We start from the raw sequence: 24,860 nt of genomic DNA on the forward strand, positions 1-24,860 counted from the left end.
GGCCGGCACCCCGGCGCCGGCCCGGCACCACGCGACGTTCACCCGCTCGCCGGTGCCGGGCGCTATTGACCGCCCTCCGGGCTCGACAGGCACGGCTGGGCGTGCGCCAGGTCCCCGACCACGGGCTGCGCCCTCCGGTAGGCGGCGCAGTGCACCGCGCCCAGGTCGTTCAGCTCGCGCCGCCGGACGGCGGGCAGGGACTGGGCCCCGTCCCGACGTAGCGCGAGCTCCGTCGCGGGCACGCGGGCCCGCAGCGCGCACTCGCCGTCGGCGGTGGCCACGGCGATCTCCCGGCGGCGCAGGGAGGCGGAGTCGCCGTCCTGCCGGTACGCACGCGACAGGTCCTCGGCCGCGGCCTCCGGGTCGGGGTACGGGTGGCCCGCTTCGGCCATGCACGAGAGCCACCGGGCGCGGGCCCGTGCCAGTTCCGGGGCCTTCCCGACCTGCTCCCTGAGGGTGTTGTCCAGAACCTGGGGGACGGCGTCGACGCGGGCCCACCGCCGGGCGTCGCCGTACAGGGCGGCCCGGCTCTCGGCCACGCACCCGAGCGTCGGGTAGGACAGGACGCTGCCGTCGGGCAGCTCCAGCTTCTCGTACCGCCGGGTGTCGCCGAACAGGGCGAGCTGGAACGCCGGCTGCCGGTCGTTCGGACCCGCCCTCGGGGGCCTCGACGCCGCCGCCAGCCCGAAACCCTCCGCGCGGCGCCGGGGCAGGTCGACCGCACGCTCCTCGTCGGACCCGGCGACCGGTGGCGGGGTGACCGGCCAGTAGACCTGCCCACGCGCGGCCATGCACCGCTCGACCAGCTTCTCCTCGGCCAGCTCCAGCACCCGCCTGCGGGCGGGATGACCACCGGAGCCGGTCAGCAGGTCCAGCGCGTCGACGCCGAGCGCGGATTCCTGGCGGCCGGTGGTGCCCGCCTGCGGGGTGCAGGCACTCCCGCAGGCGAGCACCAGGAGACCGACGGCCACGGAGAGCATCCGGGACGTCGAGCGCCGAGTCGTCAGCACCACTTGTGCGAGCTGATCTTGTCGTTGGGGCTGGTCCCGTCGCTCCACCTGTCGTAGGCCAGGTTGGCGAGGTAGCTGCCGCGCGGCAGCCGGTAGAAGAAGGCGCCGGTGTAGTTGGTGCCGTCGTGGAAGGTGACGGCGCAGTTCTGCCCGTTGTTGAACACCGACGACACGCAGTTGCTCCAGGTGCCCGTCGGGCAGGTGCCGTGGCCCCAGTTGCCGTAGTTGGCCTCGTTGTTCTGCCACTTCCCCGGGCCGTCGTTGAAGTCGGCGGCGGCCCACACGCAGACGGAACCCGACGGGCAGCCGGCGTACCTGTCCCCCGCGGACGCGGGCTCCACCAGGCACACCAGCGCCAGCACGGATCCCGCCGCCGCCGCCGCGCACCGCCGCAGCACGTTTTTCATGATCTTCCTCTTCTCTGCCCGGATCGGTCGACCGGACGCGGTCGACATCTGTCGCATGAGCGTCGGCGGTGGCGTGGGGTCGACCGCTTGTGAAATTCTTGTGCATCTATGCGGGCGACCGGTGGGCGACGATCGTGATGCCGCTCTTGGGGGAATTGGTGGCCGACTTTCGCGTACTGGGGCCGGTGGAGATCTGGGCGGACGACCGGCGACTGCCGGCCGGGCAGCCGAGGCAGCGCGCCGTGCTGGCGGCGCTGCTCGTGGACGCCGGACGGTCGGTGACGCCGCAGACCCTGTTGGACCGGGTGTGGGGGGACAGCCCGCCACGGGGCGCGCGGCAGTCGCTGCACGCGCACGTCACCCGGATCCGGCAGGCCCTGCACCTCGTGGACGTCGGTGAGCCGCCCGCGCTGGTGTGGCGGCCGGGCGGATACGTGCTCGAGGTCGCCGCCGACCGGGTGGACGTACACCGGTTCCGCGGCCTGCTCGCCCAGGCCAAGGAGCCGGAGTGCCCGGATGCCCGGCGGGCGTCGTTGCTGCGGGAGGCGCTCGCGCTGTGGCGGGGCGAACCGCTGGCGGGACTGTCGGGATCCTGGGCCGCGCGGACCAGGGAGAGCTGGCGGCAGCACTACCCGGAGGCCGTCGTCACCTGGGCGTACGCCGAGTTGCGGGTGGCGAACCCGGAACCGGTGATCAGTCGGCTCACCGAACTGGTGGGTGACTATCCGCTCGTGGAGTCGGTGACCGCGGCGCTGATGCGCGCCCTCTACGCGGTGGGCCGGGGAGCCGACGCCCTCGTGCAGTACGCGGTCGTCCGCCGGCGGCTCGCCGAGGAACTCGGTGTCGATCCGGGGCCCGAACTGCGGACGCTGCACCAGGCGATCCTGCGCGACGACCTGGACGCGCCACACGGTCGGCACCCGGCGTCGGTGGCCCTTGCGCATCCGACGCCGGCCCAGCTGCCTCCCGACACCCCGGGATTCGTGGGTCGGGCGGAGCACCTCGCCCGCCTCGACGCGCACCTGCCGGGGCGGCAGCCCGCCGCGGCGTCCACGATCGTCACCGTCTCGGGTACTGCGGGGGTCGGCAAGACCGCACTGGTCGTGCACTGGGCGCACCGCGTCGCCGGGCGGTTCCCCGACGGGAACCTGTACGTGAACCTGCGCGGCTTCGAGCCCACGGGCGAGGCGACGGCGCCCGCCGAGGCCGTCCGCAATGTCCTCGACGCTCTGGGCGTGACCCCCGACCGGATGCCACCGCAGCCGGAGGCGCAGGCGGCGTTGTACCGCACGCTGCTGGCCGGCAGACGGATGCTCGTCCTGCTGGACAACGCCCGCAATGCCGGACAGGTCCGCCCGCTGCTGCCCGGGGCGGCCTCGTGCCTGGTGGTGGTGACCAGCCGCGACGCGCTGGTCGGTCTGGTCGCCGCCGAGGGCGCCACGCCGCTGCGGCTGGAGCTGCTGGACCGTGGTGAGGCGCGGAGCCTGCTGGCCGGCCGGCTCGGGCGGCACCGGCTGTCGGCCGAGCCCGCGGCCGCCGACGAGATCGTCGACCTGTGCGCCCGGCTTCCCCTGGCGCTGTCCGTCGTGGCCGCCCACGCCGTGATGCGGCCCGGCGTCGCCCTGGCGGTGCTGACCGGCGAGCTGCGTGAGGCACGCGGCGGCCTCGACGCCTTCGCCGCGAACGACCCGACCACCAACCTGCGGAGCATCTTCTCCTGCTCCTACCGGGCGCTCGGCGGCGAGGCCGCGCGGACCTTCCGGTTGATCGGGTCGCACCCCGGCACCGACATCACCGTGCCGAGCGCGGCGAGCATGAGCGGCGTGCCGGTGCGGCAGGCCCGGGCCCTGCTCACCGAACTGACCGACAACCACCTGCTCGCCGAGCACACCGCCGGCCGGTACGCCGCCCACGACCTGCTCCGCGCCTACGCCGCCGAGCTGGCGGACAGCCTCGACGGCCGGTCGGAGCGTGACGGCGCGACGCACCGGATCCTCGACCACTACCTGCACACCGCACACGCCGCCGCCCGGATGCTGGAGCCCCACCGGGAGCCGCTCACGCTCGCCACGCCTCGTCCCGGCGTCACGCCCACGGCCTTCGCCACCGCCGCCGAGGCACTGGCGTGGTTCGTGGCCGAGCGTTCCGCCCTGGTCGCCAGCGTCCAGCTGGCCGCCGCCACCCGGCACACCGCCCACGCCTGGCGGCTGGCCTGGATCCTCAACACCTTCTTCAGCCGGCAGGGCTACTGGCACGACCAGGCGGCCGTCCAGCACACCGCGCTGGGCGCGGCGCGGGACGCCGGCGACAAGGACGGACAGGCACACCTGCACCGGGGCCTCGCACGGGCCTACTTCCGGCTGGGTCGCCACGACGAGGCCCACGCCCACCTGCGGGTGGCCCTCACCCTCTGCGAGGAACTCGGCGACCCGGTGGCGGAGGCGCGCGTCCACGGCGGCCTCGGCTTCATCCTCAATCAGCGCGGCCGGCACCGCGAGTCGCTACCGCACCTGCGGCGGGCGCTCGGGCTGTACGCCAGGGCCGGGCACCCGGACGGGTACGCGGAATCGCTCAACGCGCTCGGCTGGAGCCACGCGCTGCTCGGCAACCACCACCAGACCCTCGTCTACTGCCACCAGGCCCTGACGCTCATGGGCCGGCTCGGCGACTGCCACGGCCAGGCCAACGTCTGGGACAGCCTCGGCTACGCCCACCACCACCTCGGGCACCACGGCAGGGCCATCGAGTGCTACCGGCAGGCCCTCCAACTCTTCCAGCACACGGGCGAGCGGTACCTGCGGGCCGAGACCCTCGTCCGACTCGGCGACGCCCTGCTGGCCGCGGACGAGCCGGGACGGGCCAACGCCGCCTGGGCCGACGCCCTGTGCGTCCTGTCCGACCTCGGTCACCCCGACATCGACCTCGTCCGCGCCCGACTCCGCTCGGTCCCCGAGTTCACGCAGCCGCCGACGCCGGCCACCAGGCACCTGTCGGGGACGTGGCCGGACGAGGGCGCAGCGGGACGGTGATCCCCCGCCGGGTGCGCCACCCCGGCCGGGTCGAGGCGACGTCCGCGCGGGCCCCGGCCGGCAGGACACGTGCGCGGCCGGTCGCGGCTGACCGTCGCGGTGGACGGCGTCGGGGCGCGTTCAGAACTGCCGCACGGCCAGCAGGCCGAGGGCGATCACGAGCACGACGCCCGCCGTGACGGTGATCGTCCGGATCCGTACCCGCAGGTCGGCGTCCCATCTGTCGCCGGTGCCGGCGGCGCGGCGGGCCAGCGGGGTCATCGCGCGTCCGACGCCGAATCCGACCCCGGCGAGCATCGCGACGTGCAGGCGCTGGCCGCCGAGGAGCAGAGCGACCGCCAGCACGTACGGCGCACTCGCCGAGACATAGGTGCGCACCCCGGTGCCCATCTCGAAGCCGAACTGCAGCGCCCCCCGCCGCAGGCTGCGCTGGAGCACGTCCTGCGGCACCTGCCGGGCGTTCTGCGGCAGCCGGATCGGCACCAGCCCCACCTCGCGCAGCAGCCCCAGCACCGCCACCCCCACGATGCCCGCGTACCGCCACGGGACGGGCACGGGAGCGGACAGGCCGGAGAGCAACCCCAGCACCGATCCGCTGAGCAGGCCGCCGGCGATCAACCCCACGACGAACAGGGTGAGGACGACGCCCTGCCGATCTCGATCCCGCCACCCGGGCGAGGCCAGCGCGTGCGCGCTGTTGTGCGTTCAAACGGAGCCGGAGAGCGTGTAACCCGCGAGCCCTCCGATCATCGCCCAGGTGAGCACGTGCCCGTACGCGGCGGCGGCGAGCGCACCGACGGCGAGCAGCAGCAGGGGTACGAGAGGGTCGCCCGCCCGGCGTAGTGCCGCCCGGGCGTGCCCTGGCAGTGTCCGGGTCATACGGCGGCGCCGGTCAGCGTCCGCCAGGAGTTCACCCCGACGATCCCGTCGACCGTGAGCCCGTTCTGCCGCTGGAAGTCGCGCGCCGCGCTGTCCGTCGCCGGGCCGAAGGACCCGTCGACCACCAGCGCGTAGCCGCGCCTGTTCAGCTGACGCTGCACCGCGCTGACGGCGTGGCCGGTGTTCCCGGAGCGGACCGTGCTCACGAGCTTCGGCCAGGTGGTCGCGTCGACGACACCGGTGGCCCCGAGGCCGGCCGCCGCCTGGAAGCTCTTCACCTTCGCCTCCGTGTCGCCGCCGAAGATCCCGTCGATCTCGGTCGCGTGCCCGCGGGCGGTCAGCAGGTGCTGCACGGTGTAGACGTTCACCCCGGTGTTGCTCCGCCGGGTGGTTGGCCAGCTGGCCGTGCCCAGGCATCCGCACTTGGTGTTCCAGCGGCAGATCGACTTCACCCAGCCCGAGCTGGTCTTCTTGTACCCGTCGTGGCACCGGCGTTCGACCGAGCAGGCGCAGGCGCCGCACGCCCCGTTGTACGCCCACAGCCAGCCGTCGTAGGTGCCGCCGTAGCACTGGTTCGGCCGCAGGATCCAGGTGACGCCGTCGTTCTTGTGGAATCCGGCGTACGTCCCGCTGGTGTTGCAGGAATCCGCGAAGATCGTGCTCGGGCCGCACCCCGGTGAGCAGTTGTGGTCGCTGGCGTACGTCGGGCACCCGGCATAGATCGTGTAGCCGTCGGCGTACGCGCGGCGGGCCGCCGGGAACACGCTGAGCGCGGCCATCCCCACCGCGGTGCCCGCCCGGAGCAGGGTGCGTCGCGACAGCGCCCAGCCCGCGCGCCTGCGGCCGCCCGGCTGCACCGGCACCCGCCGGACGGCGGCGCCGGTCCCCGGGTCGTCCCCGCGCAACCAGGGCACCGTGTCGATACCGGTCATGCCCGATCTCCCTGATTCGTGGCGACCGCCGGTGCGGGGTCGCCGGGTGGGCTGTCGACTTCGTCGAGCAGGCGGTGCAGTGCCGCCCGGGAGCCGATCGGCTCGGCGCGGAGCACCCGCCCGGCCGCGTCGACGACGGTGGCGAACGGCGTGGCGAGGGCGTCGTACCGCTCGAACAGTTCCGCCTGCCCGCCGAGCACGGTGATCGGCAGCTCCGCCGCCCGCGCCGGGGGTTCCTCCCGGTAGAGGACCCGGAACTCCAGGCCGGGACGGGCGTGCTCGCCCGCCTCGGCCAGCACCTCGGTGCACGTCCCGCAGTCGGGCTCCAGGAAGAGCAGCACCAGCGGAACAGTCGGGGCCGCCGGCGCCAGCCGGGCGAATCCGGGGGCCGGTGCGCCGGGCCGCAGGCCGACCGACTCGGGACGGCGCTGGACCGCCCCGCTCGACAGCGCGTGCACCTGGCGTACCAGGCCCGAGACCGTGAAGGCCAGCAGGAGGATCGCGATCCAGCTCAGGATCAGTGCGCTGGTCTGGAAGCTCATCCGGCAATGCCTCCCTCTGTCGTGCCGATGGACCGGCGGGTCGTGGGCCGCCCGGCTGTCGCCGTCGCCGGCTCGTACATCGCGGCGGGCAGGTGCCACAGCAGCGTGGTGAACGTGGCGGAGGCGAGCAGCACGACGGCGAGGGCGGCGTCGGCCCGGTCCGGCGCGACGATCGAGCCGGACAGCGCCAGCGCGAGCAGTGCCAGCCCGGCGAGGATCGCCGCCCGTGCCACCACCCAACCGGTCATCGGCAGTTCCACCCGGGAGCATCCGCACGACCCGGCGCGCCCGGTCGAGCGCACGTACAGGCCGTAGCCGGCGTAGAGGGCGAGTAGCGCGCCGCTGCCGACGAGGACGGCGACGAGCAGGCGCTCGCCGGCGGGGTGGAGCAGCGCCGCGATCCCGGCGCCGGCGAGCAGTCCCTCACCGGCGATGGCGACGACGGCGACCACGACCGGAGCCGGAAGCACCCGGTGCGCGGCCAGGGCCCGGGCGAGCGCCGCCGGCCGTGACAGGTGCTCGGCGGTGCTGACGAGCAGGGTGAACAGGACGGTGTACGTGGCCACGCCGGCCAGCAGCCCGGACATCCCGACCTACCGGACCGTCCGGACGCGGAGCCGGTCGACCAGGGTGGGCACCTGCTCCACGGCCGTGTCGCCGAACGGCACCAGGCTGAGCCAGGCGTCCGCCGCCGCCAGTACGAAGTAGGGCTGCCCGTCGGGCAGGACGTCCCGGAAGAGCTCGCCCGCCCGCGTCTGCAGGCCGCGCCAGGAGGGCAACTGTCCGGCACGCTGCTTGGTCAGCGGTGCGATCTCCAGCAGGCCGAGCCCGGGGATCTCCTTGAGGACGGTGGCGGGTTCGGCGAACTGGGCGCCGGTCTTCGAGGCCGGGCGAAGGGCCAGCCCGTCGTCGTGCTCCTCGACGCGCAGGGTCCGCAACGCCCCGAGCAGATCGGTGGTCGACGCGCCGTACATCTCGGTGAAGAAGCAGTGCCGTCTTCCCCGCCAGACCGCCACGAGCCGCTCCTCGGCCAGCTGGATCTGCGGGTCGTAGGACCGGATGCGCGCGGTCGCCAGCGTGCCGCCCTGGTAGGTGAGTTCCTCGTCGAACGTCTCGACGCCGAGCGTCCGGGCCACGTCGTCCGCGAGCCCGACCGCGCCGGCCGTGAACTCGTGCAGTCGGCCGCCGATCGTCACGTCGGCCACCGAGGTGAACGGTGCGCTGAGGTCGAGTGAGCCATCGAGCATGAACCGACCCTGGTCGATCGCCCGATGCGTCACCGGCGCCCCACTGGCTGCCATGCGCCCGCCCTTCGTCCGGGTCCGGAACTTACCAACGGCACGGTATACGGATCTGTAAATATATGACAAGGTCGATTGCTGTCACCGGGTGGTGACAGTCCCGGCCCGGCGCGCGGGCACTGCGGACGCGCGCCCGCCCGGCCCCGAGCGGCACGGGCCGGGGAGGACGCCGACCGGCCGGTAGGGTCGTCCGCGTGGATCTGGCCGACACCGCCGCCCGACTCGGCGTACCCGTCGAGGACATCGACCGCCTGCACCGGCTCGCCGGCGACCGGCCGTCGGCGCCGCTGCCCGCCAGAGCCGACGCGCCCGCCCTCCTCGACCGGCTCGCGGTGCGGCCGGACGACGCCGCCGAGATCATGGCGGGCTGGCCCGACCCCGACTCTCCGCTGTGGACTCCGGAGCTGCGCTGGCTGCTCGACCGGTCGATCGCCCTGGTCCGCGCCGATCTCGGGGGCCACGGCTGGCTGCCGCCCGGTCCGGCGCTGCCGCGCGAGCGGGGCCCCGCCTGGCGGCATCTCTACGTGTACGCGTACCTGGCCCTGGTCGACGTCGTCAGGGGATACCACCGCGAGCACGGCATCGCCGACGCCGTGTCGTGGGCGACCCTCGCGGACCTGGGCCGCAACCTCGCGATCGACCGGCGGATGCGCCGCGAGGGCTGGCCGGTCATGCAGAGCTGGCTGACGCTGCACGCCCGCGGCGGCCTCTACGAGCTGGGCCGGCTGCAACACCAGCGCGGCGACACCAGCATCGCCCTGCACATCCCCGAGTCGGGGCCGCTGACCCCGGAGTCGGTCACGGCGTCGCTCGACGAGGCCCGGGCGTTCTTCCCGCGCCACTTCCCCGACGAGCGCCACACGGCGTTCTCCTGCGGCTCGTGGCTGCTGGATCCGCAGCTGCTGGAGTACCTGCCCGAGGACTCCCACATCGCCCGGTTCCAGCGGCGATTCGAGCTGGAGCCCCACGAGGAGCCGGATCCGGAGGGGCTGGACGCCGACGTCGAGGTGCTGCGGTTCGTGTTCCGCACCCTGACCACGCCGCTCGACGAGCTGCCGCGCCGCACCGTGCTCCAGCGCGCGGTCGTCGACCACCTGAAGGCCGGCCGCCACTGGCGGTGGCGCCGCGGCCGCTTCCCGTTCTAGCCACACCCGTCGGCCCGACACGGCGGCCCGGGAACAGGAGCGGGGCCGCCGGTGTCCGGCGGCCCCGCTGCTGTCGCGACTGTCAGACGATCTCCACCCCGTAGACGCTCAGCGCCTCGGTGACCGGCTGGAAGTAGGTGGTTCCGCCGGAGGAGCAGTTGCCGCTGCCACCGGAGGTCAAACCCAGGGCGGTACTGCCGCTGAAGAGCGCGCCGCCGCTGTCGCCCGGCTCCGCGCAGACCGTGGTGCGGATCAGCCCGCTGACGCTGCCCTCGGCGTAGTTCACCGTGGCGTTGGTCGCCTCGACCGCGCCGCCGTGCAGGCCGGTGGTGCTGCCGGAGCGCTGCACCGACTGCCCGACGAAGGCGTCGGCCGCGCCGGTGATGTCGCGGGTGGTGCCGTCGTAGAGGTAGACGCTGCCGTCGGCGGCGGCCGGGTCGGTGTGCTGCACGATGCCGTAGTCGTTGCCGGGGAAGCTGCCGGTGCCGCCGGTGCCGAGCAGACTGCCCTGTCCGGAGTCGGCGTACCAGTTGGCGGTGATGTCGGTGCAGTGCCCGGCGGTGAGGAAGTAGTGGGTGTCGCCGCTGCGGACGTTGAAGCCGAGCGAGCAGCGGCCGCCGCCCTCGGCGTAGATGGCCTCGCCACCGGCGGCCCGGGTGCTGAGCGTGCCGGCCTCCCGCTGGATGCGGACGGTACCGCCGAGCCGCTCCGCGACGGCCTCGACGCGGTCCAGCTTCGCGCCGGTCACCGTGCTGTCGACGGAGACCACGACCTGGTTGGTCGCCGGGTCGGTCCACCAGGCGGTGCCGGGCACCCGCGCGGCGCTGTCCAGCGCGGCGGTGGCCCGGGCGAGGTCCTTCGCACCTCGGGCGACGAGCTTCGGGGTCGCGCCGGCCGCGCGGACCTTGCGGGCAGCGGCGTCGTCGGTCACGGTGACGACCATGGCGCCGTCGGCCCCGGCGTACGCCCCGCCGGAGCGGTCGCCGAGTGCGGCGGCGAGCGCGGTGGCCTGGTCGGGGGAAGCGGGCGTCGCGGGTGCTGCCTGAGCGGGACTGCTGGTCAACGTGCCGACGACCAGCGCGCCGGCCACCGAGAGTGCGGTGACGCGGCGCAGCGATGACCCGGAGTGTCGCATGTGGTACCTCCATGGAGCTGAGCACGGGCTGCCTGTCAGGTAGCCCCGGGCACCCGATCGGTTGGTGAGGCTCACCCGACCGGAGGCGTTCGATCTATTCATGGAATTCACATTGATTGCAAGAGTGACGGTTGGCCTGACTCGGCCGTTTCTCACACCTTGGGTCCGGAGAGCCCGACGAGTGGCGCCTGCGGCGATTAGTCGCTATTCGCCGCGACTTGGCAGGTCAGCAAGCCCGGCTCGCGATCCATTGGCCGGCTCCCTTCACCCGCCACGACCGGATGGCGGGACACGGCCACAACATCGAAAAAACCCGTGGCGGCCGGCGGCTCGGCCGGCACCGCACACGTCGACGCCCCCGCAACATCGACGGCCAGGTCACCGGATCCGGCGTCCTGGGCAGGGGTGGGCCCGGCCCCGCGCCGAGCCCCCCCTCAATTCCACCCGATCGCCACATCGAGTCGATCTGCACCTATCCCTAAACATCGATGTAGTGCTATTAATCGTTCACCAACCGGTGGACCTTGGAGGGGTACATGACCAGATCCCGAACGCTGAGCCTGCTCGCAGGCGTCCTCTCCGCGACACTCGCGGTACTGGGGCTGGCCACCCCGGCGCAGGCCGCCGGCCACCACTACGTGGCGCTCGGCGACTCGTACGCCTCAGGTGTCGGCGCCGGCAGCTACACCACGGAGAGCGGCTCCTGCAAGCGCAGCACCAAGGCGTTCTCCGCCCTCTGGGCGGCGGCCAACGCGCCGGCCTCCTACAAGTCGGTGGCCTGCGGCGGCGCGAAGACGACCGACGTGATCAACTCCCAGGTCGCCGCGCTCAGCGCACAGACCACCCTGGTCAGCATCACCATCGGCGGCAACGACGCCGGGTTCGGCACCATCATGAGCACCTGCGCCCTCCAGGGCTCCAGCGCCTGCATCGCCGCGGTGGACGCGGCCCAGGTGCAGGCCCGGGCGAACCTCCCCGGCCTGCTCGACCGGGCCTACGCCGCGATCCGCAGCAAGGCCCCGAACGCGAAGGTCGTGGTGCTGAGCTACCCGGTCTTCTACCAGCTCGGCACGGTCTGCCTCGGCATCGGCGAGGCGGCCCGCGCGAAGGTCAACGAGGGCATCAACCTGGCCGACAGCCTGATCGCCGCCGCCGCGGCCCGCGCCGGGTTCACCTTCGCCGACGTACGCGGCATCTTCGTCGGACACCAGATCTGCAGCGGCAACAAGTGGATCCACGCCGTCGACATCCTGAACCTGTCGAACTCGTACCACCCGATGGCGACCGGGCAGTCCCTCGGTTACCTCCCGGTGTTCACCCAGGCGGTCGGCCAGTCCGCCACCGCCAAGAAGGCCGGCGCCAAGGCGTAGCCGCGAGGTCTCCGGTTCGGGCCTGTTCCCCCCGAACAGCCCCCTACCGGAGACCTCACCCCGTCCCGGCGTCCGGATGCCCCCACCCAGCCCCTGGACGCACGCCCCACGTGGAACGACGCCGCGCGGGCTGTGGCGTCTCCCCCGGGCCCTGGGCAGCCGCCGTCAGGGCTTCGCCACCAGCTCGAACAGGCTCGAGAACCCCTGAGCGCCGAAGCCGTCAGCGATCCGGCGGTCCATCAGGCCCTTGACCTCGCGCATCCGCACGGCCTCCACGCCGATGGATTCCCGGTGGCTGATCAGGTCGTCCATCAGCGCGGCCTGGACGTCGAGCGGGCCGAGATCCGGTGGGTGGTCGCCGGCCCTGGCCGCCTTGCCGATCGAGGTCAACAGCGGTGCCAGCGCGGCCACGTTGTCGGCGGCACGCTCCGCGAACTCCGCCACGTCGACCCCTTCGGCCTGCACCAGCCTGAGCGTGTGCAGGAACCCGATGAGGATCTCGTAGCCCATCGCGACCTGCGCCACGAACTCCACGGCGGCCGAGCCGGCCTCCTCCCCGTGGTAGACGACCGTGCCCAACTCCCGCAGCGTCGGCCCGTGCGCCTCGAAGGCGGTGCGGGAACCGCTGAACGGGAACATGACGTGCGGCGTACCGACGTAGGGCGGATCTCCCATGATCTTGCCGTCGAGGTACTCGGCACCGCGCGCTCTCGCCCAGCGGTCGTTGGCCCGTGCCTGCTGAGGCGAGCCGCTCGTCAGGTTCACCAGGACCTTGCCCGCGACCGCGGCGTCCACGGAGCCGAGCACCTCGTCGACCGCTGCGCCGTCGAGCAGACACACCACGACGAGCGGGCTCGCGGCCGCCGCCTCCGCGGCGGTCGCGGCGGCCGTGGCGCCGGCGTCGACCAGCGGCAGGGCCTTGCTCGCGGTCCGGTTCCAGACCGTTGTACGGTGTCCGCGGTCGAGGAACGTCCTGGCGATCGCCGATCCCATGTCACCGAGGCCGAGCACGGTGACCTGGCTGGCCCGGTTGGTCGGATCGGCGGTGGGCGTTGTCGGCATGTTTTCCTCTCGTCTCACACTCAGGTGGTGGTGGCGCGTCAGGTGACGCGAGCCCTTCGTCGCCACGCACGGTCTCGTCCCGCACGCCGTACTGCTCCCGTCGCGGGCGGCTAGCCGGGCTGGCGCTCCGCGCGGACGGTGGCGACGGCGGCTGCCATGCGGGTGAGGCGCGCGCCCTGGAAGCGGGCCGTCTCGAGGACGGCCCGGGCGTACCCGGGATCCCGGCCGGCGCGGCTCTCCACGAGGCTGACGCCGTACGGGTTTCCGCCGGCGGCGTGCGCGGTGTCGTAGTTCAGGTAGCCGGTGGGCAGGATGACCGCTCCCCAGTGGTGGAAGGTCTGGTAGAGGCTGAGCAGGGTCGCCTCCTGCCCCCCGTGCTCCTCGTAGGTGGCGGTGAAGCCGGTCGCCGGCTTGTCGGCCAGTTCCTCCGCCTGCCAGGGGGCGCTCGTGGTGTCGAGGAACTGGCGCAACTGGGAGCAGACGTTCCCGAACCGGGTCGGCGTGCCGAAGGCGTACCCGTCGGCCCACCGGAGGTCGTCCAGGGTGGCGAGCGGGACATCGGCGGTGGCGTCGAGATGGGCCCGCCACTGCGGTCTGGCATCGACGACCTGCTCCGGCGCCAACTCGGCCACCCGACGCAGGCGGACCTCCGCGCCGGCGTCGGCCGCTCCGTCGACGAACGCCTGCGCGAGCCGGTGCACGGTGCCGGTGGCGGAGTAGTAGATGACGGCGATCCTGGCGTCGGTCTGCACGGTTGCCTCCTGGCTCGGCTCGGTTCTCGGTCAACCGTGCCGGGCAGGCTTACCGTCCGCTGACCGTCGCCTGACCGAGGCCGTTGAGCGTCGCGTCGTCGAGGTCAAGCTGCGCGCCACGGCTCATCTCGGCAGCGAGTTCCCCGCCGCCGAGCGCCTCCCGGAGGCGGCCGGTCACGCGCTGGACGTCGTGCCGTTCGCCGGGGGGCAGCGGCGCTCCGGCGGCCTCGCGCAGCGCGCGGGCCGCGCCGAGCAGCCGCGCGGCACGGCGCGGGTCACCGCCGAGGCTCATGGCCCCGGCCAGCCCTTCGAGGGCCAGGGCGACCGCCCGGTGGTCTCCGGCGGCGCGCGCCGCGTCGAGCGACTCACGGTGGCGGCGCTCGGCGCGGACGGCGTCGCCCCGGTGCTCCGCGATGAACCCCAACTCGGCCAGCGCGAGCGCGCAGCCCGGCAGATAGCCGGCGTGCCGGTTCCAGTCGAGCAGGTCGTGCTGCTGGGCCTCGGCGGCGTCGAGGTCGCTCCGCCGTCGCGCGATCATCGCCAGGCCCGTGCCGGCGAAGGCGGCGGCGGAGCGGCTCGACTGTTCCCGCGCGACCTGTAGCGCGCGGTCGTGACTGGCGGCGGCCTCGTCGAGGTCGCCGCGCAACAGGGCGAGCCGGCCGATGCAGGCCAGCTGCCGCGACACCGACGTCCACAGCCGCAGGTGCTCGGCGGTGCGCAGCGCCTCCCGGTAGTGCGCGGCGGCCAGGTCGTAGTCGCCGCGGATCTCGGCCAGGGACCCCAGCAGGCTCGTCGGATGCACCTGTCCCCAGCGGTCGCCCAGCTGCCCGAACAGCGACCGGCTGGTCTCGCAGTCACGCTGCGCGGCGGGCAGGTCGCTGCGGTGTACGAGCGCGAGGTCCGCCCGGGTGGCGCAGGCGGCGGCGATGCCCCACTGGTCCCCGTCGGCGCGGAACGCCGCCAGCGCCGCGTCGACGAGGTCGGCGGCCTCCCCCGGATCTCCGGAGCCGAGCATCATGGAGGCGAACAACCACTGCGCGAACGCCTTCTCCGGCCGGCCGGCGTCCCGGTAGCGCTCCAGGATCCGCTGCCGGGGGGCGGTCGGGTCACCGTCGCGGGTGGCGAGGGCGGTCAGCCACATGTCCGCATGGCGCCGCAGGGTGTCCGGTGCGGCGTCGTCCGCGCTGCCCGGAATGATGTCCAACGCCGTCCGCAGGGACCGGCTCATCTCCCCGAACCGGCCCCGCAGCAGCCGGTACCAGCACAACGAGGTGGCGAGCGCCAAGCCCACGCGGGCCTGACCGTCGGTGGCGGCGACGTCGAGTGCCGCCCGGAGGTTCGCGTTCTCGGCGTCGAGCGCACGCAGGGCGCCACTCTGCTCCCGACCACGTAGCCGCCGGGCGGCCTGCTCGGCGAGACGCGCGAAGCACGCGGCGTGACGGCGGCGGGTCGCGCGCAGTTCGCCGGCGCTGTCGAGCTGTTCGAGACCGTACGCGGCCACCGTCTCCGGCAGCCGGTAGCGTCGCGGGCTCTCCCCGTGCCGCACCATGACCAGCGAGCGGTCGATCAGGCGTGCCAGCACGTCGAGGACCTCGTCCGACGCCACCTGCCCGCCCGGGCACACCTGCTCGGCGGCGGCCAGGGTGGCGCCGTCGGCGAAGACCGCCAGCCGGCGCAGCACCGCCCGTTCGGGAGGCGACAGCAACTCCCAACTCCAGTCGATCATGGCGCGCAGCCCCTGCTGACGCGCGGGCGCGGTGCGCCGGCCGGAGGACAGCAGCCGGAAGCGGTCGTCGAGCCGCGCTGCCAACTCGCCCGGGTCGAGAACGGGCAGCCGGGACGCGGCCAGTTCCAGCGCCAGCGGTACGCCGTCGAGGCGCCGGCAGATGGTGGCGATCGTGTCCGTGTTCCGCGCGTCGACGGTGAACCCCGGCTCGGTGGCGCGGGCGCGGGCGGCGAAGAGCCGGACCGCCGGGGCGTCGGCGATCTGCTCCGCCGTGGCTCCGGGCTCCGGCAGGGTCAGCGGCGGCACCGGAAGGACCACCTCGCCGGGGATCCCGAGCGGTTCGCGGCTCGTCGCCAGGATGCGCAGGTCGGCCGCGGCGCCGAGCAGGCTCTCGGTCAGTTCGGCGATCGGCGCCACCACGTGTTCGCAGTTGTCGAGCAGCAGCAGCATCCGCCGGTCCCGCAGCGCGGCGATCAGCCGGTCCATCGGCTCGCGTGGTCGCTCACCGGGCAGGCCGGGCGGGCTGTCGTCCCGGATCTCCAGGGTCGCCGCCACCACCTCGACGATCTCGGTGCAGGTCGCCTGGCCGCCGCAGGGCGGCTGGCCGGCCAGCTCGACGAGCCACACCCCGGCGGGAAACGTGTCGGCCAGCACCCGGGCGGCCTCGAGCGCCAACCTGCTCTTCCCCACCCCGCCCATCCCGGTCAGGGTCACCAGTCGCTCGTTCGTGAGCCGCTCCCGCACCGCCTCGACGGCCGTCTCACGCCCGATCAGTCCGCCGTACGGACCGGGTGACACAGGGGCCGGCAGGTTGGTCCGGGCCGGAGTCGACGGCGGTGCCGGCGGCCGCAGGGCGGGGTCCTGGCGCAGGATCGCCCGATGCAGCTCGGCCAACTCCTGGCCGGGATCGATGCCGAGTTCGTCGCGCACCTGCCGACGGAACTGCTCGTACGCGGACAGGGCTTCACGCTGCCGTCCCGAGCCGTACAGGGCGCGCAGGTGCGCGGCCCGTAGCCGCTCACGCCACGGATGGCGTGCGACCAGGTCGGCCAGCTCACCGGCGAGCAGGTGGTGCTCGCCGAGATCGAGCCGGGCCTCGGCCAGGTCCTCCAAAGCGGCCAGGCGCTGTTCGTCGAGCCGCTCGGCCGCCTGGCGCACGAACCGCTCGTCCCGGAAGTCGGCGTACGGGGAACCGCGCCACAGCGACAGGGCTTCCGTCAGCGTCGCCGCCCGCCCCGCCGGCTCCCGCTGCGCGCGCGAACGCGCCACCAGCGCGGCGAAGCGACCGGCGTCGACCGACTCCGGCGACGCCCGCAGCCGGTAGCCGGCATCGCCGGACTCGACCAGTGCACGGCCACCCGCCTCGCCCGTCTCCAGCGCGCGGCGCAACTGCGACACCTTGGTCTGGAGTGCTCCGAGCGCCTTGCCCGGCGCCTCGTCACCCCAGAGATCCTCGATCAGCCGGTCGGCGGAGACCGGGCGTCCCTCGTGCACCAGCAGGTCAGCCAGGAGAGCACGAACCTTCAGGCCGGGCACGGTGACGGGCCTGCCGTCCGACGTCCAGACCGCGATCCCGCCCAGCACCCCGAACATCACGACTTTCACACTAGCCAGTCGACGGTCGCGCCCCACGAACGTCCGTCGGCCGTCGGTCGCCCACCGGTTCGCGGCGCCGACGCGTACGTCAGCCGGCCGTCAGCCGGTGGTGAGCGACCCCGGGCAGGCTGATCCGAGCCGACACCGGAGGAATGAGATGGATCGTCTGCAAGAGCCCCGGGCCGCTCACGGTCACCGACCGTTCGCACCAGGGCGGGTAGCCACACCCTGGCTCGCCCTGCTGGCCGGCCCGCTGTCGTACGGGATCGCCGCACCGGCCCTGCTCCTCGACGACGTGGCGCGCGCGACGCGTACCGACGAACAGGCCGCAGCCGCCGGCGTGACGGCCTTCGGCTGGGGAATCGCGTTGGGGACGCCGCTGTTGGCGGCGCTGCTGGCCCGCTGCGGCGTACGGGCGGTCCTGACCGTCTCGACCGTGCTGCTGGGCGCGGGGACGCTCCTGCTCGTGCTGGTGCCGAGCGTGCCGGCGTTGGTGGCCGGCGCGGCGGTACAGGCACTAGGGTCCGCCGGCCTCACCGTGACGGCGATGAAGCTGGCCGACTCGGCCCGGCAGATGGGGGTGGTCACCGCGTCGCTGGCGGTCGTCGGGGCCACCGGCCCGCTGACCGGCGCGCTCGTCGCCGACATCTCCTCGTGGCAGGCGGCGCTGGCGTTGCCGCTGCTGGCGGTGCTCGCCGTGCCCGCGGCTCGCCGCGGCACCACCTCGCCGGAGGCGGCGCCGGCGTCGTTCGACCCCCTCGGCATGGTGCTGTTGTCCATGCTGGTCACCGCGGCCGTCCTCATTCCGCACCGACCGCTGGTGGCCGGCACGGCCACCGTCGCGCTGCTGCTCGCGCTGGTGGGCTGGATCAGGTTCCGTCCGGACGGTTTCCTGCCCGCCGCGGTAGCACGCAACGGCCGGTTCCTCGCGGCGTGCGCGTCGGCTTTCGCGCTGGGGGTGGTGAACTTCGCCCTGCTCTACGCCGCGCCGGACCTGCTGCGGGAGCACGCGGGATGGGACGGCACCCGCAGCGGGATCGTGCTGTTGGCGCCGTACCTGCTCGGCGGCTTCTGCTCCGGGTTCCTCGTCGCGGCGTCCGTGCGGGTGCCCCACCGCGTCGCGGCCGCCGCGCTGCTCGTCACCGGCGCCGCCACGCCGCTGCTGGCGGCGGTCACCACCGCCGTACCGCTGCTGCTCGCGGCGATGACGCTCGGCTCGCTGGCCGCCGCGACCGGCCAGGGCGTACTCGCCCTGCGAGCGACCGGCGTCGTGCCCGCCTCGCGTCGGGCCGAGGCCCTGGGCCTGTTCAATCTCGCGTACCTGCTCAGCGTCGCGTTCGGACCGGCGATCGCCGTGACGCTCGCGCACCCCGCTGCCTGAGCACCCGCGTGCCTTTCCGCGCCGTCGCCGCCAGTCTCGGCAGGGGTCCGTCGCGGCAGCGACGGTAGCGGGGGTCCGGGCAGCCGTCACCGCCCCTCGGCACCCGCCCGGACCGCCGGACCTGCTTTGCGGAACGGCCGGCCCGACCTAACATGTCGGATATGTACGGACGATCCACCCGAGCGATCATGCCTCCGCCTGCCCGCACCGCCGGGTAGCAGTGGCGCAGACAGGCGAGGACCGGGAGCCGCCGCGGCCGGCGTACTCCAGCGACGAGGCCGACCGGCAGGACATCCGCCTTGCCGTGGTGATGACTGGTGGAGTCAGCCTGGCGGTGTGGATCAGCGGCGTCACCCTCGAGGTCTCCCGCCTGGCCGCGGCACGCACGGACCCGGAGTCGCCGTACGCGTCGCTGCTGGATCTGCTCCGGGCGGACGTTCGCGTCGACGTCATCTCGGGCACCTCGGCGGGCGGTCTCAACGGCGCCTTCCTCGCGCTGGGCCTGGCCAGGGGCGGGGACCTGTCCGTCATGCGGGACCTGTGGCACGAGCACGGCAGCCTGGACCGGTTGTTGCGCGACCCGTTGACGCGCCGTCCACGATCCTTGCTGAAGGGGGACGACTACTTCCTCCCAAAGGTGCGGGACGCGCTGGAGAAGGTCGTCTCGACCACCGGAGCGCCGTCGGGCCGGACCGACGATGAACGGGTGCCTATCGAGCTGGTGCTGACCGGGACGCTCTGGCAGGGCAGGTCCACGACGTTCACCGACGACCTGGGTGTCGGGATCACCGAGACCGATCACGACGCCACCTTCCGGTTCGCCGACCTCCGGGCCGGCTACCGTGACGGCCGACCGGTCAGTGGGGACCTCGCCGCCGATGCCGTGCTCGACGAGTTGGCCGCCGCCGCGCGGTGCACGTCGTCCTTCCCGGGCGCGTTCGAGCCGCACTTCGTGCGGGTGCGCCCCGGAGATCCCGGCAGCGACCTGCGGTGGGAGTCCGCGGCGGGCCGATCGAACTTCCGCGACGCGCAGCACGTGGTGGACGGCGGAGTGCTGCTCAACAAGCCGATCCGCCCGGCCCTGGAGGCCGTGTACCGGCAGACCGCCGGCTTCCAGGTGCGCCGGGTCCTCGCGTACGTCGCCCCGGATCCGGGCGAGCAGCTCTGCCCCTCCCCCGCGGCCGACTCGCCGGCCGCCCCGCACGCGGACGCCGCCGGCCCGGCGGAGCCGCTCCCGTCGGCCCGCGAGGTGCTGCTCGGAGTCCTCACCCGACTGCGGGCCACCGACTCCGTCTCCCGGGAACTCACCGAGATCCGCAGCCGCAACACCACCGTGCGGATGCGCCGCCGGGCCCGGGACCGGTTCGCGACGGCGATGATCGGTGTCGCCGAGCAGCTTTCTGAGGGGGCGTGGCCGGCGTACCTGGAGGTGCGCGTCGAGAACGCCGCCACCACGATCGCTCCCCTGCTGGCGGTGGGGCAGCGCGGCCGGCCCGCCGAGCAGTGGAGCGGGCACGAACTGCTCGCCGCGCTTCGGCGGCAACGGCTGTCGTTCGTCCCCGAGGGCCCCCTCGCGGAAGCGCTCGGGAGAACCGGAGCCGGCTGGGACTGGGGGCAGACCACCGTCCAGCGCCTGGCGGACATGACCGTCGACCTGCTCAAACGATCGGTGTGGCTGGCTCACCTCGGTACGCCGGAGCGAACGAGGATCGTGCGCTGCCGCGAACAGACGGCCGCCACCCTGGAGGAGATCCACGCAGACCGCACCGACCTCAACCGCTACTGGTCAACGGCACCGACGGGACCGGCGCAGTACGGCATCGATCCGATGCCCAGGCGCCGCGGCTCGCTGAACCGGACGGCCGACAACCTGCCCGAGCTCGAACGCTGGCTCACCACAGCGTTGGCGGCGTGGGACGCCCTGCCCGTACCCGGTGACGGCGTGCGCCGGGCCCGGCTTCACCGGCAGGCCCTCGAACTGGCCCGGAGCCTTCGCGAGGTCGCCCCCGCCCTGCGGACGGTCAGCGAGGCAGGCAACGACGTGCTCGATCCGGATGGCGAGTGGACGGAGCGGCTCACCGCACTCCACCGGTTCCTCGTCCCGGTGCGGCCCGCCGACGAGACCGTCCTGCGGAACATGTTGCGGCTCGACGTCGTACAGCTCGCCTTCACCAGCGCCAGTCAGGACCCGGAGCAGGAGGTGGAACTCGCCAAGGTCTCCTCGCTGCACCCGGATCTGCTGACCGGCATCCAGCTGCACCATTTCGGCGCCTTCTACCGCGGCTCGTGGCGCCTCAACGACTGGCTGCACGGCCGCATGGACGCCGTCGAGCAGCTCATCCGGATCCTGCTGGCACCGGAGCGACTACGGCAGTGTCTGCTGGCCCCCGGGTCAGCGACCTGCGCCGGACCCCGGCCGACCCAGGCTGCGGCGGTGGACCGGCTGATGGAGGCGTTCGAGCGGTGCGCCGTTCCCGACGGATCGCCGGACCGCGGGTGGCTGGCCGACCAGTGGGCGCGGGACCGCGCGGCGTGCGAACGCGAGGCGCAGCAGATCCTCGGCAACCCGGACGCCCGATCGTTGAGCGCCTGCACCAGAGCCATCGCCCGACCGATCCAGACCTCGGTGCTCAGAGAGGACCTGCCCGGCCTCGCCGCCGCCGTACGCGCCGAGGGCACCGATCGGGCCAGGACGAGCACCGCCTGGCTGGCGTCCTTCGACGCCGCCGACCGGAAGGCCGGTCGGGAGATGCCGGCCCAGGATCTGTGGCGGCTGTGGAACGAGGCAGCCCAGATCGGCGGCGAACGCATCGATGGTGACATCGGCAGCGACACCTTCGCCCGAACCACGTCGCACACCGCCACCGTCCTCGCCAACGTCGCCGGCGACACGGCGCGCACCAGGCCGTTGGCCGTGGTGCTCTCCGCCTTCCGCGGCTACGCACTCGCCGTCTGGGCGATGGTGGCCCTGCTCACCCGCCGCAGCGCGATGGGCACGCGGGCAGTGGAGATCGCCGTCGCGGCCGGCGCCGTGCTGCTGGCCGTGTCCCTGCTGGTGCCCGCGGTGCCGATCGCGCTGACCCTGCTCGCGGTTTTTCTGCTACTGGCCGGGTTCTCGGCCGCCGCCCTGCTCTCGCCCCGGACCAGGCCGGTCGGCGTGCGCCTCGTCGTAGCGGCGCTCGTCGTGCTGCTCGCACTGGGCGGAATCCTCTGGTGGGACTGGTACCGCAACGGCACGGCGTTGATCTGGAGCCTGTCGATCAAGCTCGGGGTCACGCTCCTCATCGTCCTGCTCGGCTGGTGGGTCGCCCGCGCCCAGCCCCGGCGTTCCGACCGACGCACCCGCAGGTAGGCCGGCGCCGGGACCGGCGGCCGACGACCAGCCCCATCCGGGGCGCATCAGCACCACCTCCGGCAGCCGGGAAGCCGCCCACCAACGCATCGGCTGGGCCCGGACCTACTGCTCGGAATGCCCGACCTGTCATGTCAGAGGCGTTGGGCATAATCGATGCCTCGCAAGGCACCCGATCGAGAGGAAACGCATGAAGCGTAACGTTGTACGCGTGCTGGCGGTCATGGCCGTCGTCACCGCGGGATCGGCGGTGGTGTCCGCGCCGGCCGCCGCCAGCGACAGCCCGGGTGACATCTGCGTGACCAACCAGGCCACCTGGCTGCGCGACCAGCCCTGGGGCAACACCTTGCGCACCCTGAGCCCCGGGCGAGGCTTCCGCGTCCACTCGATCTACGGCGGCAGTGACATCCAGACCTGGTACTACGGCCACGGGGCCGAGGCGCCGGGTCAGGACGGCTGGATCCCGGCCGCCAACTGCAACTGGTAGACCGGAGCCGCTCCACCACCATGGCGCCGGCTCCGGCCGGCGCCATGCGGCTGCGGTCGGCAGCCAGGCGCAGGGATCACCGTGCGGGCTGGGTTCGCCGCGGTCGCTGCCCGGAACCTCCCGGGGCACGCACCGCCGTCTCCGCCATCCGAGGCTGATGCCTCGTCTCAGAACGTTGATCGAGTGACCGTGGGCGCAAACCGGCACTTCCGACCGAGATCCGGATTCGCGACGAATCCAATGCTCCGCCCTGGTGTCCGTCGGCGGAGGATCCGCACGTGCCACGCTGTCGAGCTGATGTCGCAGGCGACTCACCGCCGTCCGGTGCGCAGTGGCCCAGACGACGCCTGATGTCACAGACGACTCAGCTCGACAGCGTCGTCCGACCCTCCCGCCCGCGGACCGGCTCGGCGGCCACCACCGCCGCACGCAGCGCGGACCGGCTCTCCATCGATGAGCATCTTGACGAAGGCGCCGTCGTACCTGATAGTCGGGCGACCGAGCGGGTGATCGCGGTCAGGTCGACGCGGTGACCGGCCTCGGCGACACGTACGGCATCAGCACCATCTGGGACCGGATCGGCACGGGCCGGTTCATCCCCGGCGTCCCACGCTGCCGACCGGCCACACCCCACCCACCGACGGAGAAACCGTGATCACGAGAAGAAGCCTGCTCGTCGCCGCCGGCGCCGCCGCGGCCGCCGCCGGGCCGCTGGCCCGCCCAGCCTCCGCCGCGCTGCCCCAGGTCGACATGGAGGCGCTCATCAAGGCCGCCCAGATCGACCCGCGCCGGGCGGACAGCGCCATCACGACAGGCGCCAAGGACAGCGTCCTGCTGGTCGAGCGCGCCCTACAGGCCAGTGGACATCTGTCGGCCACCTACGTGGACGGGCACTTCGGCACCAGCACGATCGCCGCGTACGCGGCGTACCAACGGTCCCTCGGCTACACCGGCCTCGACGCGACAGGCCTGCCCGGCCCGTCGTCGCTGCGGCTGCTGGGCGAGGGGCGCTACACAGTGGTCAAGGCGATCTCGCCCGGCAGCGTCGTGACCCTGCGCGGCTTCCAGGTCAACACCCGGACCAGGGCGATGCTGCTCGAGGCCGAACGTCTGCTCGGGCGCCAGCTCAGCATCACGCAGGGGTCCTACAACACCGGCGTAGGGGCGTCCGCGGGCACCCATGACGGCGGTGGTGCCCTCGACCTGTCGGTCAGCGGTCTCTCCTCGGCCACCCGGACGGACGTGCTGCGCCGGCTTCGCACAGTGGGCTTCGCCGCCTGGCTGCGCACCCCGAGCCAGGGGGACTGGGGCTACCACATCCACGCCATCGCACTCGCCGACACCGACCAGTCGGCAGGCGCGCAGAACCAGGCCGGCGACTACTACCTCGGCCGCAACGGCCTGGCGAACCGCGGCACCGACGACGGTCCCGCGGTCAGCCCCAAGCGCACCTGGGAGGAATACCAGCGGACCCTCTGACAGGGTCAGAGGGTTGAGGCTTGTGACGATCGTTGGCAAGATCAGGAGGAAAGTTGTCCATCCGTAACAACCGCCTCGTACGCGGCGCCGTCGCTGTGCTCACCACGGTCCTCAAGACCGCGGCGGTCGGCCTCACGGGCGCCACCGCCGCCCAGGCCGCCGTGAACACCTCGCCGAGCTATCTGGTGGTCTACAACAACAACATCGAGAACTGGCTGCCAAGCTCCTGCGCCGACGGCCACATCTGGGACCGCCTGATCACCTACCTCAAGGGCCGGCCGCTGAGCCCGGACATCTTCACGGTGCAGCAGGTCTCGAACCAGGCGCAGCTCGACACCCTGACCAGGCGCCTCTCCGACGAGTTGCCCGGCACCTACGCCGGACAGATCGCGATCGCCAACCCGGGCTCGATGGGCTACACCAGCACCTGCGGCAAGCTGAAGAACCAGCAGACCAACGCGGTCATCTACCGCTCCGACCGGTTCACCTACGAAGCCGCCACCCGCTGGCGCTCCGACGCCCCCGAGGACTACGACGCGGGCACCGGCGGATGCCGCAACCTCGAACCCACCAGAAGCAGCCAGGACCGGGTCCACAACATCGGCATCCGGCTGCACGACAGGGTCGCCAACCAGGACGTCTCGGTAGCCTCCATCCACTGGCCCACCAACACCTGGCACGGCCCCACGTGCGCGGACGAGAACATCAAGGAGGCCGACGAGGCGATGGGACGCCTCGGCGGCGACCTCAAGATCGTCGCGGGCGACGCCAACACCGAGCCCGACACGGAGGGCTGGTGGGAAGACGGCAAGAGCTACGGCTACCGCGACCCGATCGCCGAGAAGTGCGGCAGCCGCAACTGCTCCTCGGCCCACGACACGCTGAACAGCCGGCGAATCGACTTCCTACTGGTCAAGAGCGGCAACGGCTTCAGCAACGTCGCGACCGTCACCGAGTCCATGACCGGCGGGGCGTACTCCGACCACCGCGCCGTCACCGCGTACGTCAACTACTGACCGCGCGGGGCGGCGAGGCCGACAGCACGGGCGTGGCGTCGTCCCGCGCCCGTGCCCTCGCCGCCCCAGCGTGGTGCGCAGCGACGCGCTGCACACCCGACTGCCGCGCGTCCGCGGAAACCCGTTGGCGGACCACGGCGAGCACCGCTACTCTGCCGACGGCCGTGCGAGCGAACGAGGAGGTGGTACCCGTGAACGCAGTATCGACATGGGTGCTCCCCTCCGGGGTCACGGTCGGGCGATAGGTCGTCCGGGAGCG

The 24,860-nt window shown here is 73.2% G+C and carries 20 protein-coding genes; 8 read left to right on the forward strand and 12 right to left on the reverse strand.

From position 1 onward, the window contains the following. Positions 1-62: 62 nt before the first annotated feature. Both ACN27A_RS08080 and ACN27A_RS08085 read right to left on the reverse strand, forming a co-directional pair. Positions 63-1,013 carry a hypothetical protein gene (locus ACN27A_RS08080; protein WP_421450936.1) on the reverse strand — a complete coding sequence of 317 codons (951 nt, stop codon included), beginning with the start codon at positions 1,011-1,013 and terminating at the stop codon, positions 63-65. Next, positions 1,004-1,417 (reverse strand): peptidase inhibitor family I36 protein, encoded by a 414-nt coding sequence (locus tag ACN27A_RS08085; protein ID WP_421450939.1) that lies wholly within the window; start codon positions 1,415-1,417, stop codon positions 1,004-1,006. The genes ACN27A_RS08080 and ACN27A_RS08085 overlap by 10 nt, the downstream gene beginning before the upstream one ends. Positions 1,418-1,575: 158 nt before the next feature. On the opposite strand from ACN27A_RS08085, the gene ACN27A_RS08090 reads away from it, so the two are divergent. Further along, positions 1,576-4,446 carry a BTAD domain-containing putative transcriptional regulator gene (locus ACN27A_RS08090; protein WP_421450941.1) on the forward strand — a complete coding sequence of 957 codons (2,871 nt, stop codon included), beginning with the start codon at positions 1,576-1,578 and terminating at the stop codon, positions 4,444-4,446. Between the two features lie 120 nt (positions 4,447-4,566). Here ACN27A_RS08090 and ACN27A_RS08095 read toward each other — a convergent pair whose 3' ends face one another. The 6 genes from ACN27A_RS08095 to ACN27A_RS08120 form a co-directional block, all read right to left on the reverse strand. Next, a complete protein-coding gene (locus tag ACN27A_RS08095; RefSeq protein ID WP_421450942.1) occupies positions 4,567-5,070 on the reverse strand; it encodes a hypothetical protein in 504 nt (167 codons plus the stop codon). Positions 5,071-5,151: 81 nt separating this feature from the next. After that, positions 5,152-5,325 carry a hypothetical protein gene (locus ACN27A_RS08100; RefSeq protein ID WP_311412517.1) on the reverse strand — a complete coding sequence of 58 codons (174 nt, stop codon included), beginning with the start codon at positions 5,323-5,325 and terminating at the stop codon, positions 5,152-5,154. Next, complete coding sequence (locus ACN27A_RS08105) at positions 5,322-6,257, reverse strand: peptidoglycan-binding domain-containing protein (protein WP_421450945.1); 936 nt, start codon at positions 6,255-6,257, stop codon at positions 5,322-5,324. Before ACN27A_RS08105 ends, ACN27A_RS08100 begins: the two co-directional genes overlap by 4 nt. After that, complete coding sequence (locus tag ACN27A_RS08110) at positions 6,254-6,799, reverse strand: hypothetical protein (RefSeq protein WP_421450948.1); 546 nt, start codon at positions 6,797-6,799, stop codon at positions 6,254-6,256. Before ACN27A_RS08110 ends, ACN27A_RS08105 begins: the two co-directional genes overlap by 4 nt. Further along, positions 6,796-7,386, reverse strand: a complete 591-nt coding sequence (locus ACN27A_RS08115; RefSeq protein ID WP_421450949.1) for a MauE/DoxX family redox-associated membrane protein — start codon at positions 7,384-7,386, stop codon at positions 6,796-6,798. Before ACN27A_RS08115 ends, ACN27A_RS08110 begins: the two co-directional genes overlap by 4 nt. 6 nt (positions 7,387-7,392) lie before the next feature. Further along, positions 7,393-8,046: a hypothetical protein gene (locus ACN27A_RS08120; protein ID WP_421450952.1), complete on the reverse strand. Its 654-nt coding sequence runs from the start codon at positions 8,044-8,046 to the stop codon at positions 7,393-7,395. A 248-nt stretch (positions 8,047-8,294) separates the two neighbouring features. On the opposite strand from ACN27A_RS08120, the gene ACN27A_RS08125 reads away from it, so the two are divergent. Continuing rightward, positions 8,295-9,245, forward strand: coding sequence for an acyltransferase domain-containing protein (locus ACN27A_RS08125; RefSeq protein WP_421450953.1), 951 nt, complete (start codon positions 8,295-8,297; stop codon positions 9,243-9,245). An 82-nt stretch (positions 9,246-9,327) separates the two neighbouring features. On the opposite strand, the gene ACN27A_RS08130 is transcribed toward ACN27A_RS08125, so the two are convergent. Next, on the reverse strand, positions 9,328-10,380 hold the full coding sequence (locus ACN27A_RS08130; protein WP_421450956.1) for a S1 family peptidase: 1,053 nt from the start codon (positions 10,378-10,380) through the stop codon (positions 9,328-9,330). Between the two features lie 536 nt (positions 10,381-10,916). Between ACN27A_RS08130 and ACN27A_RS08135 the strand changes: the two genes are divergently transcribed. After that, positions 10,917-11,750 carry an SGNH/GDSL hydrolase family protein gene (locus ACN27A_RS08135; protein ID WP_421450958.1) on the forward strand — a complete coding sequence of 278 codons (834 nt, stop codon included), beginning with the start codon at positions 10,917-10,919 and terminating at the stop codon, positions 11,748-11,750. Between the two features lie 165 nt (positions 11,751-11,915). On the opposite strand, the gene ACN27A_RS08140 is transcribed toward ACN27A_RS08135, so the two are convergent. The 3 genes from ACN27A_RS08140 to ACN27A_RS08150 all read right to left on the reverse strand — a co-directional run bounded on the left by ACN27A_RS08140 (position 11,916) and on the right by ACN27A_RS08150 (position 16,895). Beyond that, the gene (locus ACN27A_RS08140; RefSeq protein WP_421450960.1) at positions 11,916-12,812 is read right to left on the reverse strand and encodes an NAD(P)-dependent oxidoreductase; all 897 of its coding nucleotides are present in this window, start codon (positions 12,810-12,812) and stop codon (positions 11,916-11,918) included. A gap of 110 nt (positions 12,813-12,922) precedes the next feature. Beyond that, positions 12,923-13,564 (reverse strand): NAD(P)H:quinone oxidoreductase, encoded by a 642-nt coding sequence (gene wrbA / locus ACN27A_RS08145; protein WP_421450962.1) that lies wholly within the window; start codon positions 13,562-13,564, stop codon positions 12,923-12,925. Between the two features lie 49 nt (positions 13,565-13,613). Further along, positions 13,614-16,895 carry a BTAD domain-containing putative transcriptional regulator gene (locus tag ACN27A_RS08150; protein ID WP_421450965.1) on the reverse strand — a complete coding sequence of 1,094 codons (3,282 nt, stop codon included), beginning with the start codon at positions 16,893-16,895 and terminating at the stop codon, positions 13,614-13,616. A gap of 148 nt (positions 16,896-17,043) precedes the next feature. On the opposite strand from ACN27A_RS08150, the gene ACN27A_RS08155 reads away from it, so the two are divergent. The 5 genes from ACN27A_RS08155 (at position 17,044) to ACN27A_RS08175 (ending at position 24,601) form a co-directional block, all read left to right on the forward strand. Further along, positions 17,044-18,267, forward strand: a complete 1,224-nt coding sequence (locus ACN27A_RS08155) for an MFS transporter (RefSeq protein WP_421450967.1) — start codon at positions 17,044-17,046, stop codon at positions 18,265-18,267. A gap of 220 nt (positions 18,268-18,487) precedes the next feature. Then, positions 18,488-21,619, forward strand: a complete 3,132-nt coding sequence (locus ACN27A_RS08160; RefSeq protein ID WP_421450969.1) for a patatin-like protein — start codon at positions 18,488-18,490, stop codon at positions 21,617-21,619. Between the two features lie 190 nt (positions 21,620-21,809). Next, positions 21,810-22,106, forward strand: a complete 297-nt coding sequence (locus tag ACN27A_RS08165) for a hypothetical protein (RefSeq protein ID WP_421450972.1) — start codon at positions 21,810-21,812, stop codon at positions 22,104-22,106. A gap of 651 nt (positions 22,107-22,757) precedes the next feature. Then, positions 22,758-23,585 (forward strand): peptidoglycan-binding domain-containing protein, encoded by an 828-nt coding sequence (locus ACN27A_RS08170; RefSeq protein ID WP_421450974.1) that lies wholly within the window; start codon positions 22,758-22,760, stop codon positions 23,583-23,585. 53 nt (positions 23,586-23,638) lie between these two features. Next, positions 23,639-24,601 carry a hypothetical protein gene (locus ACN27A_RS08175; RefSeq protein WP_421450977.1) on the forward strand — a complete coding sequence of 321 codons (963 nt, stop codon included), beginning with the start codon at positions 23,639-23,641 and terminating at the stop codon, positions 24,599-24,601. Positions 24,602-24,860 lie beyond the last annotated feature (259 nt).

Source organism: Micromonospora sp. WMMD737, assembly GCF_049179055.1.
GTDB lineage: Bacteria > Actinomycetota > Actinomycetes > Mycobacteriales > Micromonosporaceae > Micromonospora > Micromonospora reichwaldensis.